This window comes from Streptomyces lydicus, assembly GCF_004125265.1.
Taxonomy (GTDB): Bacteria; Actinomycetota; Actinomycetes; order Streptomycetales; family Streptomycetaceae; genus Streptomyces; species Streptomyces lydicus_C.
The window spans coordinates 1,026,903-1,041,642 of sequence record NZ_RDTE01000003.1 but is presented as its reverse complement, the minus strand read 5'-3'; the positions used below and the strand labels follow the sequence as shown (position 1 = coordinate 1,041,642).

At 72.1% G+C, this 14,740-nt stretch carries 12 protein-coding genes; 4 read left to right on the top strand and 8 right to left on the bottom strand.

Annotated elements, in window-relative coordinates; genetic code table 11:
- Positions 1-18 precede the first annotated feature (18 nt).
- The gene (locus D9V36_RS07355; protein WP_129293059.1) at positions 19-834 is read left to right on the top strand and encodes an SAM-dependent methyltransferase; all 816 of its coding nucleotides are present in this window, start codon (positions 19-21) and stop codon (positions 832-834) included.
- 108 nt (positions 835-942) lie between these two features.
- On the opposite strand, the gene D9V36_RS07350 is transcribed toward D9V36_RS07355, so the two are convergent.
- The gene (locus tag D9V36_RS07350; RefSeq protein WP_129293058.1) at positions 943-1,851 is read right to left on the bottom strand and encodes a helix-turn-helix domain-containing protein; all 909 of its coding nucleotides are present in this window, start codon (positions 1,849-1,851) and stop codon (positions 943-945) included.
- A 112-nt stretch (positions 1,852-1,963) separates the two neighbouring features.
- Positions 1,964-2,206, bottom strand: coding sequence for a DUF397 domain-containing protein (locus tag D9V36_RS07345; RefSeq protein ID WP_129293057.1), 243 nt, complete (start codon positions 2,204-2,206; stop codon positions 1,964-1,966).
- Positions 2,207-2,470: 264 nt separating this feature from the next.
- On the opposite strand from D9V36_RS07345, the gene D9V36_RS07340 reads away from it, so the two are divergent.
- Entirely contained in the window at positions 2,471-2,908 is a 438-nt protein-coding gene (locus D9V36_RS07340; RefSeq protein ID WP_241720742.1) for an ATP-binding protein, read from the top strand.
- 119 nt (positions 2,909-3,027) lie between these two features.
- Positions 3,028-3,930, top strand: a complete 903-nt coding sequence (locus tag D9V36_RS07335; RefSeq protein ID WP_129293055.1) for a LysR family transcriptional regulator — start codon at positions 3,028-3,030, stop codon at positions 3,928-3,930.
- A 34-nt stretch (positions 3,931-3,964) separates the two neighbouring features.
- On the opposite strand, the gene D9V36_RS07330 is transcribed toward D9V36_RS07335, so the two are convergent.
- The 4 genes from D9V36_RS07330 to mutA form a co-directional block, all read right to left on the bottom strand.
- Positions 3,965-5,386 (bottom strand): DEAD/DEAH box helicase, encoded by a 1,422-nt coding sequence (locus D9V36_RS07330; protein WP_129293054.1) that lies wholly within the window; start codon positions 5,384-5,386, stop codon positions 3,965-3,967.
- Positions 5,387-5,721: 335 nt separating this feature from the next.
- Entirely contained in the window at positions 5,722-6,729 is a 1,008-nt protein-coding gene (meaB, locus tag D9V36_RS07325) for a methylmalonyl Co-A mutase-associated GTPase MeaB (protein WP_129293053.1), read from the bottom strand.
- A gap of 10 nt (positions 6,730-6,739) precedes the next feature.
- Complete coding sequence (gene scpA / locus D9V36_RS07320) at positions 6,740-8,971, bottom strand: methylmalonyl-CoA mutase (protein ID WP_129293052.1); 2,232 nt, start codon at positions 8,969-8,971, stop codon at positions 6,740-6,742.
- Positions 8,971-10,854: a methylmalonyl-CoA mutase small subunit gene (mutA, locus tag D9V36_RS07315; protein WP_129293051.1), complete on the bottom strand. Its 1,884-nt coding sequence runs from the start codon at positions 10,852-10,854 to the stop codon at positions 8,971-8,973. The genes scpA and mutA overlap by 1 nt, the downstream gene beginning before the upstream one ends.
- 253 nt (positions 10,855-11,107) lie before the next feature.
- Between mutA and D9V36_RS07310 the strand changes: the two genes are divergently transcribed.
- A complete protein-coding gene (locus D9V36_RS07310) occupies positions 11,108-12,382 on the top strand; it encodes a DUF4185 domain-containing protein (RefSeq protein ID WP_129293050.1) in 1,275 nt (424 codons plus the stop codon).
- 73 nt (positions 12,383-12,455) lie between these two features.
- Here D9V36_RS07310 and D9V36_RS07305 read toward each other — a convergent pair whose 3' ends face one another.
- Positions 12,456-13,142 carry a GerMN domain-containing protein gene (locus D9V36_RS07305; protein ID WP_129293049.1) on the bottom strand — a complete coding sequence of 229 codons (687 nt, stop codon included), beginning with the start codon at positions 13,140-13,142 and terminating at the stop codon, positions 12,456-12,458.
- A complete protein-coding gene (locus D9V36_RS07300; RefSeq protein WP_129298254.1) occupies positions 13,139-14,725 on the bottom strand; it encodes a sensor histidine kinase in 1,587 nt (528 codons plus the stop codon). Before D9V36_RS07300 ends, D9V36_RS07305 begins: the two co-directional genes overlap by 4 nt.
- Positions 14,726-14,740 lie beyond the last annotated feature (15 nt).

Sequence of the window (14,740 nt, the reverse complement as noted above, 5' to 3'; positions counted from 1 at the left end):
GCGACGGGAAAGTGTGGAATGAGCCAGGAATCACGACCGCAGTCCGGTGCCGTCGATGTCAGCATCCCGAGTGTGGCGCGGATGTACGACTACTACCTGGGCGGCAAGGACAACTACGCCGTTGACCGCGAGGCCTGCGAAGAGCTGAGCAAGGTCGTCCCGAGTACCCAGGTGCTGGCGATCAACAACCGGCGTTTCCTGCAGCGGGTGGTCCGCTGGCTGGCTCGCGAACACGGCATCCGTCAGTTCATCGACCACGGCTCAGGCCTGCCGACCCAGGACAACGTCCACCAGGTCGCCCAGCAGGTCGACCCGGACTCCCGGGTGGTGTACGTCGACAACGACCCCATCGTGCTGGCGCACGGCCGCGCCCTCCTGGAGGAGAACGCCCACACCGCCGTGATCCAGGCGGATATGCGGGACACCGACGGCATCTTCGGCAGCCCGGAGGTCGAGCGGCTGATCGACTTCGACCGGCCCGTCGCCGCGCTGTTCGTCTCGGTCCTCCACTGCATACCCGATGCCGACGACCCGGCCGGGCTCATCAAAAGGGTCGCCGACCGGCTGGCGCCCGGCAGCTTCCTGGTGGTGTGTCAGCTGGTCAGCGAGGACGCCGCCACCCGCGACTTCGTCACCGAGTTCATGCGGGTCAGCACGCACGGCCAGTGGGGCCGGGTGCGGCAGGCTCATGAGCTGGCCGGGTTCCTGGAGGGGCTGGAGATCCTGGAACCGGGCCTGGTGGAGGTCTCCACCTGGAAGCCGGACGCGGACCTCGGTCCCAAGCAGCTCACCCAGGAGTGGATCGAATTCGGCGGCGTGGCCCGTAAGTTGTAGCTCCCGCGGGCGGCACGGACCGCGCAGGCCGCACAGGCAAGCAGTGGGGGCGGGGCGCCCGATGGGCACCCCGCCCCCCTTGCCGGGTTCCGGTTCCGGTTCCGCTTCTCAGCTCTCCTGCTTGAGCAGCCGCTCCAGGATCGCCAGGGACTCGCGGGGCGACTCGGACTGTGCGCTGAGACGGTCCATCACCGCCAGGTAATGATCGACATCATCGCGCTTGTCCAGATAGAGCGCGCTGGTCAGCTGCTCCAGATAGACGATGTCCGGCAGATCCGGCTCCAGGAACCGCAGGATCGTGATCGGACCACCGGCCGCCGCCAGACCGCCGAGGCTGAACGGCGCGATCTGCAGCGTGACATTCGGCAGTTCGGCCATCTTCAGCAGATGTCTCAGCTGGCCCGCCATCACCTCGGGACCGCCGAGCGGGCGACGCAACGACGCCTCGTCGATCACGGCCCATACCCGCGGTGCGTCCGGGACGGTCAGCAACTCCTGACGCTGCACGCGCAGCTGCACCCGTCGCTCGATCTCCTCCGGAGAGGACCGCGGATGACCGAGCTGCGCCACCGCGCGGGCGTAGTCCGATGTCTGCAACAGGCCCGGCACGAACTGGACTTCATAGGTACGGATCACCGAGGCGGCCTCTTCGAGGCCGATATGTGTCTCGAACCAGCCGGGCAGCACATCGTTGTACTGATGCCACCAGCCCGGACTGCTGGTCCTGCGGGCCAGCTTGAGGAAGTCCGAACGGACCGCGTCGTCCGTGACGTTGTAGAGCGTCAGCAGATCGGCGACATCCCGCTCCTTGCAGCTCACCCGGCCCAGCTCCAGGCGGCTGATCTTCGCGTGCGAGCCCCGGATGGCGTCCCCGGCGGCCTCCCGGGTGATGCCCGCCCCTTCGCGCAGCCGCCGAAGCTGGGTGCCCAGCACGATCCGCAGGACGGTCGGGCCGCCCCGTGGATGCTCCAGGTAGCGGCGCAGGGACGGATCGCTGCTCGGCTGCGCGGCGGTCATGCTGACTCCCCTGAGTGGTCGGGCGAGCGCCCAGTGTCCCACCGCCCCGCGCGCTGCGTACAGCCGGGGCGACTATCCGAACGACATATGCGCCAATCACGACGGCGCACGGTCAGTGGCCGGCGATGAGATCGTCGAAGTCACCGTCCTTGGCTCCCTGGACGAAAGCCACCATCTCGTCGCGGGTGTAGACGAGCGCCGGACCCGCGGCGAACCGGGAGTTGCGTACCGCCACCCCGCCGCCCGAAAGAACGGCCAGTTCCACACAGTTCCCGCTGGGATTGCTGCGGCGGCTCTTGCGCCAGACGGCGCCTTCGATGCTGGTCGCCTGCATGCCGTTGGTCACCGGCTCCATAACAGTTGCTCCTTGCTGGAGGTCTCTCCTCCGACCGATCCCGAGCCTGCGATCACCTTGGCGTGAACAAGCCCCTGGGCGACCGTCCTTACTGATGTAATTGCAGATGCACTTGCATCCTGTGACGGCTGACGAGGATATTAGCCCTCCGAGGCAGTCCGGCCCAGCCCCGAAATCCCCCTCGCGGAGATGTTGATGACCACACATCCGGCAGAGACCGTGCACGACGCCCTTCGGGAGGAACCGTGTGAGGGCGGATGGTGGATGCCCGCACCCGACGGCTTCGCCGCCTGCGCCCTCAGTGGCTCCACCCGCACGGTGCCGGAGGCCCGCCGGTTCACCCGGGCGACTCTCGCGGGCTGGCAGATGTGTGCCGATGTGGCCGATGACGTGGCCCTGGTCGTCTCCGAGCTCGTCAGCAACGCTCTGCGCTACGGCGTCAAGAACCCCGGGGACGACGACGCCGTCGAGGCGCCCGTCCCCTTCTGCAACGCCTGGCTCGCGCTGACCCGGCAGAACTCCAGCGTCCTGTGCGCGGTCTCGGATGGCGGAACCGACGCCCCCGTCGTCAAGCCGCCGGACGCCCTGTCGGAATCCGGACGGGGGCTGCACATCGTCGACCAGCTCAGCGACTCCTGGGGCTGGACACCGCCGGACCGCACCGGGAAGACGGTGTGGGCGACGGTGTCGATGCGCGGCTGAGACGGGCCCGTACGGGGGGCGGGCCCGTCTCGGCGGAACGGGACACGGACCTGCGGTGTGTCTGCCGTGTGTGACGATTTCCGGGTCGCCCTCACCCGAGCGGAAGGCCCGAGAAGCCGATGGATCTGCTGTCCCTGCGTTACTTCCGGGAGGTTGCGCGCCGGGAGCACGTCAGCCGCGCCGCCGAGGAACTGCGGGTCGCCCAGCCCTCGGTGAGCCGGACGATCGCCCGTCTGGAGGCCGACCTGGGCGTACCGCTCTTCGACCGGCAGGGCCGCACCATCCGGCTCAACCGCTATGGTGCCGCGTTCCTGGCCCGAGTGGAGCGGGCCCTGGACGAACTCGACGACGCACGGCGGGAGATGGCCGATGCCGCCGGACTGGATGCCGGCTCCGTCGCCGTGGCCGCCGAGACCCTGTTGCCCCTCACTGAGCTGCTCGCTGGATTCCGCGCCGCCCACCCCGGGGTCACCGTCCGGTGCCTGCAGTCCACCCCCGAGGAGATGCGCACTCAGTTGCGGGCCGGGGAAGTCGACTTCTGCTTCGCCTCCCAGCCGTTGTCCGGCCCCGGTCTGGGCGCGGTGCGGCTGTTGCGTGAAGAGGTGATGCTCGTGGTGCCCGCCGGTCATCCGCTGGCGGCCCGGGAGCGGGTCACGGTGGCCGAGATCGCCGACGAGCCCTTCATCACCACCAGGGCGGGGCACTGGCCACGCGCGCTGCTGGAGCGGCTGTTCAGCGGAATCGGCCGGCGGCCGGTGATCTCCTGCGAGGGCGATGAGCCGGGTGCCACGCACTACCTGGTCGCGGCCGGTCTCGGCGTCGGCCTGATCCCCGCGATGGGCCGCGCCGAACTCCCGCATGTGCCGCTCGCCTGGCTGCACCTCGACACCCCTGACTGCGTACGGATCATGAGCCTGGTCCGGCGCGAGGACAGTTATCTCTCCACGGCCGCCGGGCGGTTCCGTGACATGGCCGTGGCGCACTTCGCCGAGCGGGCGCAACGCACCCTTTCCGACAGGTAGTGGGGTGTGGGAGGCCCTGGCGGGGCAGCGGCGCTCAGTTGCCGCGGCGCACCCGGGCCGCCTTGCGGGCCTCGGCGAGCTTGCGGGCTTCGCCGGCCTTGCGGGACTTGCCGCCGGTGCTGCGGGAGCCGTCCTTGCTGGTGCCCAGGCCGCGGAAAGGGGCGTTGGTGTTCTTGGCCCGGGGTGCGGCGGGCCCGCCGTCGAGCGGGGTGCCGGAGGGGGCCCTGGCCCCGGTGATCCGGCTCAGCTCCGCCTCGCCCGAGCGCACCTTGGTGATCGTCGGCTTGATGCCGGCCTCGGCCAGCAGCCGGCTCACCTCGCGGCGCAGGCCGGACACCACCAGCGTGACGACGCGGCCGGACTCACCGGCCCGGGCCGTGCGGCCCGCGCGGTGCAGATAGTCCTTGGGGTCGGTGGGCGGGTCCACGTTGACCACGAGGTCGAGGTCGTCGACGTGCAGGCCGCGGGCCGCGACATCGGTGGCCACCAGGACGGTGATCCGGCCGTTCTTGAACTGCGCGAGGGTGCGGGTGCGCTGTGGCTGGGACTTGCCGCTGTGCAGGGCCGCGGCATGCACTCCGCTGGCCCGCAGGTGCCGGGTGAGCTGGTCGACCGCGTGCTTGGTGTCCAGGAACAGCAGGACACGGCCGTCGCGGGCGGCGATCTCCGTGATGACGGCGTACCGGTCGGGGCCGTGGACGACCAGCACATGGTGGTCCATCGTCGTGACCGCCCCCGCGGACGGGTCGACCGAGTGGACGACGGGGTCGCGGAGGTAGCGGGAGACCAAGTGGTCGACGTCGCGGTCCAGGGTGGCGGAGAACAGCATCCGCTGGCCGTCGCGGTGCACCTGGTCGAGCACCTGGGTGACCTGCGGCAGGAAGCCCATGTCACACATCTGGTCGGCTTCGTCGAGCACGGTGATCCGTACCCGTCCCAGGCGGCAGGCCTTCCGCTCGATGAGGTCGTGCAGGCGGCCGGGGGTGGCGACGACGACCTCTGCCCCGTCGCGCAGCGCAGCGGTCTGCCGGCCGATCGACATACCGCCGACGACCGTGGCCATCCGCAGCCGGAGCGCTTCGGCGTACGGCGCGAGCGCCTCGGTGACCTGCTGGGCCAGCTCCCGGGTAGGTACCAGGATCAGAGCGAGGGGCTGCTTCGGCTCCGCGCGCCGCCCGGCCGTCCGTGCGAGCAGCGGCAGACCGAAGGCGAGCGTCTTGCCCGATCCGGTCCGCCCGCGCCCCAGGACGTCGCGTCCGGCGAGGGCGTCGGGCAGCGTGGCCGCCTGGATCGGGAAGGGCTCGCGCACGCCGCGCTCGGTGAGTGTGCGCAGCACCTCGGCCGGCAGGTCCAGGTCGGCGAAGGAGGCGCCCTGGACCGGGGGCACCGTCGGGGTGAGGGGCGCCGGCTGGGTGACGTCGCCGGGCGAGGTGGCGGGGCGGTCCGGGTGGTTCATGAAGAGCCTTCCGCAAGGGGGAACGTACCGAGGAAGGCCCGGCAGGAATGAGCAGCCGACGAACGGGGGGAGCCGGACGGACGGAATCGCAGACCGCCGCAGTCGTCGACCGTTGCAGTCGTCGAAACATGTGAGGTTAACACACAGTGACAGTTCCCCCGGCGGTGTGCTGATGATCGCTCCGCCTGCGTCGGGGGAGGGCCGGGGCGTGAAGGGCCGGGAGGCGCAAGGGCCGGGCGGCCTGTGATCGCCCGCCCGGCGACCGCCCGACCGCCCGGCGACCGCCCGACCGCCCGGCGACCGCCCGACCGCCCGGCGACCGCCCGGCCGGCGGCCTATGCCTCGGCCGTCGCCCCGTCTCCCAGCCCGAATGCCTCCAGCAGCCGTTCGGCGGCCAGCGTCGCGGTGATCTCGCCTTCGCGCACCGCCTGTTCCACGCCGGGGCCCAGCCGGCGCACCTCGGGGTGCTCCTGGAGGCGGTCGATCAGCCGGTCGCGGACCATCGACCAGGTCCAGTCGACCTGCTGGGCGCGGCGCCGCTCGGCCAGCGCCCCGGTGGACTCCAGGAGGGTGCGGTGCTGCTCGACCCGCTCCCAGACCCCCTTCAGACCGGTGCCCTCGCGGGCGCTGCAGGTCAGTACGGGGGGTGTCCAGGCCGCGTCCGGGGGCTGCAACAGCCGCAGGGCACCGGACAGTTCGCGGGCGGCGGAGCGGGCGTCCCGCTCGTGCGGGCCGTCGGCCTTGTTGACGGAGACCAGGTCCGCCAGCTCCAGCACGCCCTTCTTGATGCCCTGGAGCTGATCGCCGGTGCGGGCCAGGGTCAGCAGCAGAAAGGTGTCGACCATGCCCGCGACGGTGGTCTCGGACTGGCCGACGCCGACCGTCTCCACCAGGACCACGTCGTAGCCCGCGGCCTCCATCACCACGATGGACTCCCGGGTGGCCCGCGCCACCCCGCCCAGCGTGCCCGACGTGGGGGAGGGGCGGACGAACGCCGCCGGGTCCGTCGCCAGCCGCTCCATCCGGGTCTTGTCGCCCAGGATGGAGCCGCCGGTACGGCTGGAGGACGGGTCGACGGCGAGCACCGCCACCCGGTGCCCGGTGCCGGTCAGCAGCGAGCCGAGCGCGTCGATGAAGGTCGACTTGCCGACGCCCGGCACCCCGCTGATGCCCACTCTGCGGGCCGCGCCGGAGTGCGGCAGCAGCTCGACCAGCAGCCGCTGGGCCGCCGCCCGGTGGTCGGGCCGGGTGGACTCGACCAGGGTGACGGCACGGGCGATCCAGGCCCGGGAGCCCGCGCGGACCCCCTCGGCGTACCGTTCGACATCGATCGTCGCAGGCATGACCCCCCGCTCAGAGCTCGTGGCCGAGGACCGACGCCAGGTCCCGCACCAGGTCGTGCGCGGCCTCCGGGATGACCGTGCCGGGCAGGAAGACCGCGGCGGCGCCCATGTCGCGCAGCGGCTGCACGTCCTGCGGCGGGATCACCCCGCCCACCACGATCGTGATGTCCTCGCGGTCCTCGGCGGCCAGCGCCTCCTTCAGCGCGGGCACCAGGGTCAGGTGCCCGGCCGCCAGCGAGGACACCCCGACGATGTGGACGTCCGCCTCCACGGCCTGACGGGCGACCTCGGCCGGGGTCTGGAACAGCGGGCCGACATCGACGTCGAAGCCCAGGTCGGCGAAGGCCGTGGCGATCACCTTCTGGCCGCGGTCATGGCCGTCCTGGCCCATCTTGGCCACCAGGATGCGCGGCCGGCGCCCCTCGGCGCGCTCGAACTCGGCCACCAGGTCCCGGGTGCGCTCGACACCGGAGGAGGGGCCCGCTTCGTCTCGGTACACACCGGAGATCGTACGGATCTGGCCGGAGTGCCGCCCGTAGACCGACTCCAGGGCGTCCGAGATCTCGCCGACGGTCGCCATGGCGCGGGCCGCGTCCACCGCCAGCGCCAGCAGGTTGCCCTCCAGCCCCTCGCCGGGGCCGGATTCGGCCGCCGCGGTCAGTGCCCGCAGCGCCGCCCGGCAGGCGTCCTCGTCGCGCTCGGCGCGCAGCCGCTTCAGCTTCTCGATCTGCTGGGCGCGCACCGAGGAGTTGTCGACCTTGAGGACCTCGATCTCCTCGTCGGTCTCCACCCGGTACTTGTTGACGCCGATCAGCGCCTGCCGCCCCGAGTCGATCCGCGCCTGGGTACGGGCCGCGGCCTCCTCCACACGCAGCTTGGGGATGCCCGCGTCGATGGCCTTGGCCATCCCGCCGGCCGCCTCGACCTCCTCGATGTGCTGCCAGGCCCGCCGCGCCAGGTCGTGGGTCAGCTTCTCGACGTAGGCGCTGCCGCCCCACGGGTCGATGACCCGGCAGGTGCCCGACTCCTGCTGCAGGAACAGCTGGGTGTTGCGGGCGATCCGGGCGGAGAAGTCGGTGGGCAGCGCCAGCGCCTCGTCCAGGGCGTTGGTGTGCAGCGACTGGGTGTGGCCCTGCGTCGCCGCCATCGCCTCCACGCAGGTGCGGGTGACGTTGTTGAACACGTCCTGCGCGGTCAGCGACCAGCCCGAGGTCTGCGAATGGGTGCGCAGCGAGAGGGACTTGGGGTTCTTCGGTTCGAAGCGCTGGACCAGGCGCGCCCACAACAGCCGGGCCGCCCGCAGCTTGGCGATCTCCATGAAGAAGTTCATACCGATCGCCCAGAAGAACGAGAGACGCGGCGCGAAGGAGTCCACGTCCATGCCCGCCGCCATGCCCGCGCGCAGGTACTCCACCCCGTCCGCGAGGGTGTACGCCAGCTCCAGGTCGGCCGTCGCCCCCGCCTCCTGGATGTGATAGCCGGAGATGGAGATGGAGTTGTAGCGCGGCATCTTCTGCGAGGTGTACGCGAAGATGTCGGAGATGATCCGCATCGAGGGCTGCGGCGGATAGATGTAGGTGTTGCGGACCATGAACTCCTTGAGGATGTCGTTCTGGATGGTCCCGGCCAGCTTCTCGGGCGGTACGCCCTGCTCCTCCGCCGCCACGATGTAGAGGGCGAGAACGGGCAGCACCGCGCCGTTCATCGTCATCGACACGGTCATCTTGTCCAGCGGGATGCCCTCGAAGAGCTGCCGCATGTCGTAGATCGAGTCGATGGCGACGCCCGCCATGCCGACGTCGCCGGTCACCCGCGGGTGGTCGCTGTCGTAGCCGCGGTGGGTGGGCAGGTCGAAGGCGACCGACAGGCCCTTCTGGCCGGCCGCGAGGTTGCGGCGGTAGAAGGCGTTGGACTCCTCCGCCGTGGAGAAGCCGGCGTACTGCCGGATCGTCCAGGGCTGGTTGACGTACATCGTCGGGTACGGGCCGCGCAGATACGGCGTGATGCCCGGGTACGTGCCCAGGAAGTCCAGGCCGTCGAGGTCCGCGTCGGTGTACAGCGGCTTGACGTCGATGCCCTCCGGCGTCTCCCACGTCAGATCCGCCACGCCCTTGCCGGTGGACTGCGCCACGGCCTCGGCCCACTCCCCGGTGCCGCCGGCGGCGTCCGCCGCGGCCGGCTTGCCCAGCTCGACCGTGCTGAAGTCCGGGATGGCGCCCGTCTGCTGTGTCGTGTCGTTCATCACGCCACCTCCATGACATCCAGGGCCGAGGACAGCACCTCGACCGCGTCGCAGCCCGCGAAGACGAAGGCGTCCACCCCGGCCGCTGTGAATTCCTCCCGGCGCTCACCCGGCTTGCCCGCCAGATGCACCCGCAGCGCACCCGCCGACTTCAGCGCGGCCGCCACGGCCGCCGCCTGCTCGCCGTACACCGCGTCGCTCGAACACAGACAGGCGATCCGCGCGCCGCTGCGGGCGAACGCCTCGGCCACCGACTCCGCGTCCACCGGCGCCGCTTCCTGCACCGTCTCGATGCCGCCGGCCTGGAAGAGATTGGCGGCGAACGTCACCCGCGCGGTGTGCGCCGCGACCGGGCCCAGCGCGGCCAGGAAGACCTTCGGCCGTTCGCCGCTCGCCGCCAGACGGTCGTCGGAGCGCGACCGCAGCCGCTCGTAGGCATCGTCCCTGCGCACCCGCGGCAGCCCTCCGCCGATCGGGGCGGGCGCCGGCTCGCGGTGCACCGGGGCCTCGGCGAGATGCGGGAACTCGCTGACACCGGTGATCGGTTCGCGCCGGTGGGCGAGGTCCTTGCTGCGGCGCTCCCAGGTGCGGGCCAGCCGTCCGGCGATCATCTTGGACCGCAGCGCCGCGGCCTGGCCGCCCGCGCCCTCGATCTCCTGGAAGAACGCCCAGGCCGCACCCGCCAGTTCGTCGGTCAGGCTCTCCACGTACCAGGAACCGCCCGCCGGGTCGATCACCTTCGACAGGTGCGACTCCTCCAGCAGCACGGACTGGGTGTTCCGGGCGATCCGGCGGGCGAACGCATCGGGCACGCCCAGCGCGGCATCGAACGGCAGCACCGTCACCGCGTCCGCGCCGCCCACGCCCGCGGACAGCCCGGCGACCGTGGTGCGCAGCATGTTCACCCACGGGTCCCGACGGGTCATCATCACCGTGGAGGTGACGGCGTGCTGGCGCTGCGCACGAGCGGCGGGGGAGGCCCCGCAGACCTCGGCGACCCGCGCCCACAGCCGCCGGGCGGCACGCAGCTTGGCGATCGTCAGGAACTGGTCTGCGGTCGCGGCATAGCGGAACTCCAGCTGACGGCAGGCGTCGTCGATGCCCAGCCCGGACTCCGTCAGCTGCCGCAGATAGGCGACACCGGTCGCCAGCGAGGCGCCCAGTTCCTCGGCCGCTGAGCCGCCCGCCTCGTGGTACGGCAGCGCGTCCACGGCCAGCGCGCGCACGCCGGGCGCCTCGGCGGCGCACCGCGCGGCGATCCGGGCGGCCGACTCCCCCTGCAGGCGCAGCTTGGCGTCGTCGCCCGTACGGGCCAGCAGGCCGAGCGGGTCCGCGCCCAGACAGCCGACCGCCGCGGTGAGCGGCGCGCCGGACGCGGTGTACAGCCGCAGCAACTCCTCGGCGGCCGGCGCGAAATCGGCGCCGGCGTCCAGGACCACCGCGGCCAGGTCCAGATAGACCCCGTCGAGCGCGCGCTCCAGGCCTTCCACCGGCAGCCCGCCGTCGCCGACGGCCAGCCAGAGGGAGGTGACGCCGTTCTCCAGATCGGCCAGTACCGCTTCATTGGCGCGCACCGGATCGGTGTGGACATGGCGCTGGCGTACGTCCCACCCGGCGACGGTCGTGCCCTCGGGCCGGCCGGCCCGTACGAACGGGGCGAAGCCCGGAAGGCCCAGGGCGCCCGTGGCGTCCTCGGCGGTGTAGAGCGGGCGGATACGGATGCCGTCCTGCAGATCGGTGGAGAGCGCATCCTCGGCGGCGGTGCCCGTCGCCTCTGTGACGCCCGATTTGCGCAGCACACCTTCGACGAGGCGCTGCCACTGCTCTCGATCGGCATCGGGGAAGGCGGCGGCCAGGGGGAGTTCGGGGGACTCGGCGGTCATAGCAGCAGGCTAGGCGAACGACCGTTAGCTGGAGCAGGGGCTCCAGCTGTGACCTTGCACTCGTTGACCTCCCATGGATCTTCATATTTATGCGCCGGAAGGGGCAGGTGGGACAGTCCGGCCGTACGGTGCCGAGTCCCTCCTTTCCCCCGCGGGACGCGCCTGCCGCCGGCCGCCGCTCAGGGGCCGTAGCGTGGGCCCGAACCCTCCCCCCCCAAGGTCTTGAGGGGCAGGGGACCTCCAGAGGAGTGCGATGCCCGAGGTGCCGGTGATCCGTGCCGCGGCCGTCGCCGCTCTGCTCCTCGCCGGTGCCGGGCTGCTGGGGGCGCTGCCGGCGTCGGCCCCTCCCGGCCGCGCCGCGGACTGCCGCGGGCGCCGGATCGCCTCCTGGTCCCCCGATTCCCGGCATACCGCGGAATTCGCCCGCTACGGCGACGACAACACCCGGGTGGACGACTGGACCGGCGGTGACGGCACCCACTCGGTGCGCCTCCCCGACGGCCGCACGCTCTGGCTCTTCTCCGACACCTTCCTCGACCGGATCCAGCCGCCGCCCAACCCGCGAGGGGAGTGGCATCGTTGGCGCACCGCCGACGGCGGGGGCACCCCGCTGCTGCGGCACAACTCCGCCGTGGTGATGTCCCGTTCGGGCCGGCCGGCGCGCACCCTGACCGGCGGCACCGCGGCCGCCCCCGGCCCGTTCTTCCCCGACCCGCCCGGCGGCGGCCTGCGCTGGCCGGTGGGCGCGAGCGTGGAGCCCCGTACGCCCGGCGCGCACGAGAAGGTCGTCCGGGTGCTGCTGTGGAACCGTGCGCCAGGAACCGGACCGTGGATCTTCGGCCTGCCGCGTGGCACCGAGGTGGCCACCCTGACGCTCCCCGGCCTGCGCCTGGAAGGCATCACCGAGACCGTCGGCCGGACCTCCGCCGACCCGGGCCGGCGCGTCCTCTACGGCACGGCGGCGGTCCGTGCCGGCGGCTGGACCTATGTGTTCGGCGGCGACGACCCGCCCTCGTCACCGGCCTCCAGCGCCTATGCCGTACGGGTTCCGGACGGGCGGCTCGCGGACCGCAGGAGCTGGCGGTTCTGGGACGGCGCCCGCTGGCGGCGGCAGGCCGGGCGGGCCCGGCCGGTGCTGCGGGCCGGTGGCCGGCGCGGGGTCGGCAGCGCCTTCTCGGTGGTGCGCGACGGTCCGGCCTGGCTGCTGTTCACCATGGACACCGGTGGCGGCGGGGCGGCCGGCCTGCGGGCGCTCACCACCTACTGGTCCTGCTCGCCGCACGGCCCCTGGTACGGGCCGGACGGCCGTCTCACCGCGCCCCGCCCACCGGCCCCCGACCCGCAGTACGTCGCCGCCTACAACCCCCAGGTACACCCCGAATTCACCGCGAACGGGGAGTTTCTGCTCAGCTACGACATCAATTGGCTCGGCCCGCCCGGTGTCCCGCCCGATGCCCGGCTCAACGGCGATGTGGAGCTGTACCGTCCGCGGTTCCTGCGGGTGCGAACGGAGCCCGCCGGGCGGTGACGGCGGTCCGGGCGGGCACCGGCCCGCCCGCCTTCACGGGAACTCCGGGACGGGCCCGTGGAACGGAGACCGCTCAGCCTGCCGGGTCCGGTTGCGCCGCCTCCGGGCCTGAGCCGGTCGTGCCGCCGCTGTTCGTGCCGGCCTGAGGCGTGCCGGTTCCGGTCGGGCTGGGCTCCACCACGGGGAAGGCGTTGTTGCCACCGCACACCATGGGGCCCACGCGCACGGACTTGCTCACCAGCGTCACGGCGACGTCCCCCGACGGCTTGTTCCCGGGCACCCGGGCATTGGCCGCGGTACACACCAGCTGGTTCAGCGAGGCGGAGTCCAGCCGCTTGACGTTCATCGGCAGGGTGATCACGACACTGCCCACATGGGTGGTGACGGTCAGCGAGCCGGGGAACTTCGGCAGCACGCTGGACAGACCACGCATCCGCTCCGCGTGGTTCGGCCCCTTCATCAGCAAATCGATGGCCAGCTCCGGGTCGACCGGCACCTTTGCCCGCCGGGTCGCGGAGCGCAGGCCGGAGGGCCCGTAGAAGAACAACTGGACATCGGCCGCGGGCTGGCCCGGTGACTTCACGCCGGTGGCGGGCTCGCCGGCGTCGATGACGTCGGTGGGGGCGATACCGCAGCCGGTCAGGCCGCCGGCCAGCGCGCCGGTGAGGACGCCGGCCAGGGCGGCGGTGAGCCCGCCGGTCAGCACCCGCCGGCCGGCACGCGTCGCACGCAGGGCGTTGCGGGCGTTCGTGGCGCTCATGCGTGCCTCTCCTTTCCGGCTGCGGAGCGGAGGCCGCCCCGGTCGTCCTCCGTGGTCTGCCCGTCGGCCGCTGCCACTGCGTCGTCCGGCGGGTCGCCGCTCTCCTCGGCCGCCGGATCGCCCGCCTCCTGGTGGCGCAGCGGCAGGTCCACCGTGAACACCGCGCCGCCCCCCGGGGAGTTGGCGGCGCGCAGGGAGCCGCCGTGCAGGCGTACGTTCTCCATCGCGATGGCCAGGCCCAGGCCGCTGCCCTCCGAGCGGGCGCGGGCGGAGTCCGCCTTGTAGAAACGGTCGAAGACATGCGGCAGGACCTCGGGATCGATGCCGGGGCCGCTGTCGGAGATCTCGATCAGCAGCCGGTCCGCGCCCGGCTCCGGGAGGTGCAGCCGCACCTCGACCGGTTCGCCGCCGTGGTGCAGGGCGTTGCCGACCAGGTTCGCGACCACGACATCCAGCCGCCGTGGATCGAGTCCGGCCCGTACGTCCGCGGGCAGCTGGGCCGTCACCCTCTTCTGCCAGGCCCGGGCCTGGAGGGTCTTGCGGATGGTCTCGCCGACGTCCACCTCGTCCAGATGGAGCGCCGCGGCGCCCGCGTCAAAGCGCGACACCTCCATCAGATCCTCCACCATCCGCGCCAGCTTCCCGGTCTCCTGGCTGATCAGCCGGACCGCGGAGGCAGTGTCGGGGTCGAGGGAGTCGGCGTCCTCGTCGAGCACATCGGTCACCGCGGTCATCGCCGCCAGCGGTGTCCGCAGCTCGTGCGAGACATCGGCCGCGAACCGCCGGGAGTTGGACTCCAGCCGGCGCAGCTCGGCCATGCTCTCCTCCAGCCGGGCCGCCATGTCGTTGAACGTCCGGGACAGATCCGCGATCTCGTCGGCGCCCTTGACCTCCAGCCGGGTGTCCAGCTTGCCCTCGGCGATCCGTCCGGCGGCCTGCCGCAGACCCCGTACGGGCCGCAGTACGCCGCGCGCGGCGAGCAGCGCCAGGACCACGGTCAGTACCAGCACCGGCAGCGCGCCCCGCTGGGCGGCGCTCACCAGCGCCTCGACATTGGACTCCTCGGCGTACAGCGGGAGTTGGGCATAGACGGTCAGTGCGGAGGCCCGGCCGTCGGACTGCCGGACCGGCATCCCGATCAGCAGCCAGGGGTCCCCGCCGCGGTCCACGCGCTGGAAGGCCGGCACATGGCGCTTCTCCACCGAGGTCTTGAGGCCGGCCGGTATCACCACGTCGCCCCGCAGGCTGCCGTCGCCACTGTCCCGTACGCCGCTGTAATGTACGGAAATGTCCCATTCGCGGGACTTTCCGGAGCGCTCCAACTGGACGCGCAGGGAATCCAGATCCGCCTGGGACGGCGGGACGGGGAGCTCGGGTGCCAGCGAGTTGACCTGCGCTCTCAGGTCGTTGACGGCAATGTCCTGGGAGCGCTGCAGTATGGCGTTACGGGCTTCCTGATAGGTCAGCAGAGCGGTGGTCAGCGCACTGACGGCGGCCACCACCAGGAACCCCACGACGAGCCGGGCCCGCAGTCCCCGCAGCAACTGGGGGTTCCCCGTGCGCAGACGGGGCAGGGCCGGCATCCGGAGGCCGGGGCG

What these genes read in the sequence shown, in the direction of transcription:
- D9V36_RS07305 (WP_129293049.1), bottom strand. Translation starts at nt 13,142, where the DNA reads ATGAGCGCCACGAACGCCCGCAACGCCCTGCGTGCGACGCGTGCCGGC.
- scpA (WP_129293052.1), bottom strand. Translation starts at nt 8,971, where the DNA reads ATGAACGACACGACACAGCAGACGGGCGCCATCCCGGACTTCAGCACG.
- D9V36_RS07310 (WP_129293050.1), top strand. Translation starts at nt 11,108, where the DNA reads ATGCCCGAGGTGCCGGTGATCCGTGCCGCGGCCGTCGCCGCTCTGCTC.
- D9V36_RS07300 (WP_129298254.1), bottom strand. Translation starts at nt 14,725, where the DNA reads ATGCCGGCCCTGCCCCGTCTGCGCACGGGGAACCCCCAGTTGCTGCGG.
- mutA (WP_129293051.1), bottom strand. Translation starts at nt 10,854, where the DNA reads ATGACCGCCGAGTCCCCCGAACTCCCCCTGGCCGCCGCCTTCCCCGAT.
- D9V36_RS07350 (WP_129293058.1), bottom strand. Translation starts at nt 1,851, where the DNA reads ATGACCGCCGCGCAGCCGAGCAGCGATCCGTCCCTGCGCCGCTACCTG.
- D9V36_RS07335 (WP_129293055.1), top strand. Translation starts at nt 3,028, where the DNA reads ATGGATCTGCTGTCCCTGCGTTACTTCCGGGAGGTTGCGCGCCGGGAG.
- D9V36_RS07355 (WP_129293059.1), top strand. Translation starts at nt 19, where the DNA reads ATGAGCCAGGAATCACGACCGCAGTCCGGTGCCGTCGATGTCAGCATC.
- meaB (WP_129293053.1), bottom strand. Translation starts at nt 6,729, where the DNA reads ATGCCTGCGACGATCGATGTCGAACGGTACGCCGAGGGGGTCCGCGCG.
- D9V36_RS07330 (WP_129293054.1), bottom strand. Translation starts at nt 5,386, where the DNA reads ATGAACCACCCGGACCGCCCCGCCACCTCGCCCGGCGACGTCACCCAG.
- D9V36_RS07340 (WP_241720742.1), top strand. Translation starts at nt 2,471, where the DNA reads ATGCCCGCACCCGACGGCTTCGCCGCCTGCGCCCTCAGTGGCTCCACC.
- D9V36_RS07345 (WP_129293057.1), bottom strand. Translation starts at nt 2,206, where the DNA reads ATGGAGCCGGTGACCAACGGCATGCAGGCGACCAGCATCGAAGGCGCC.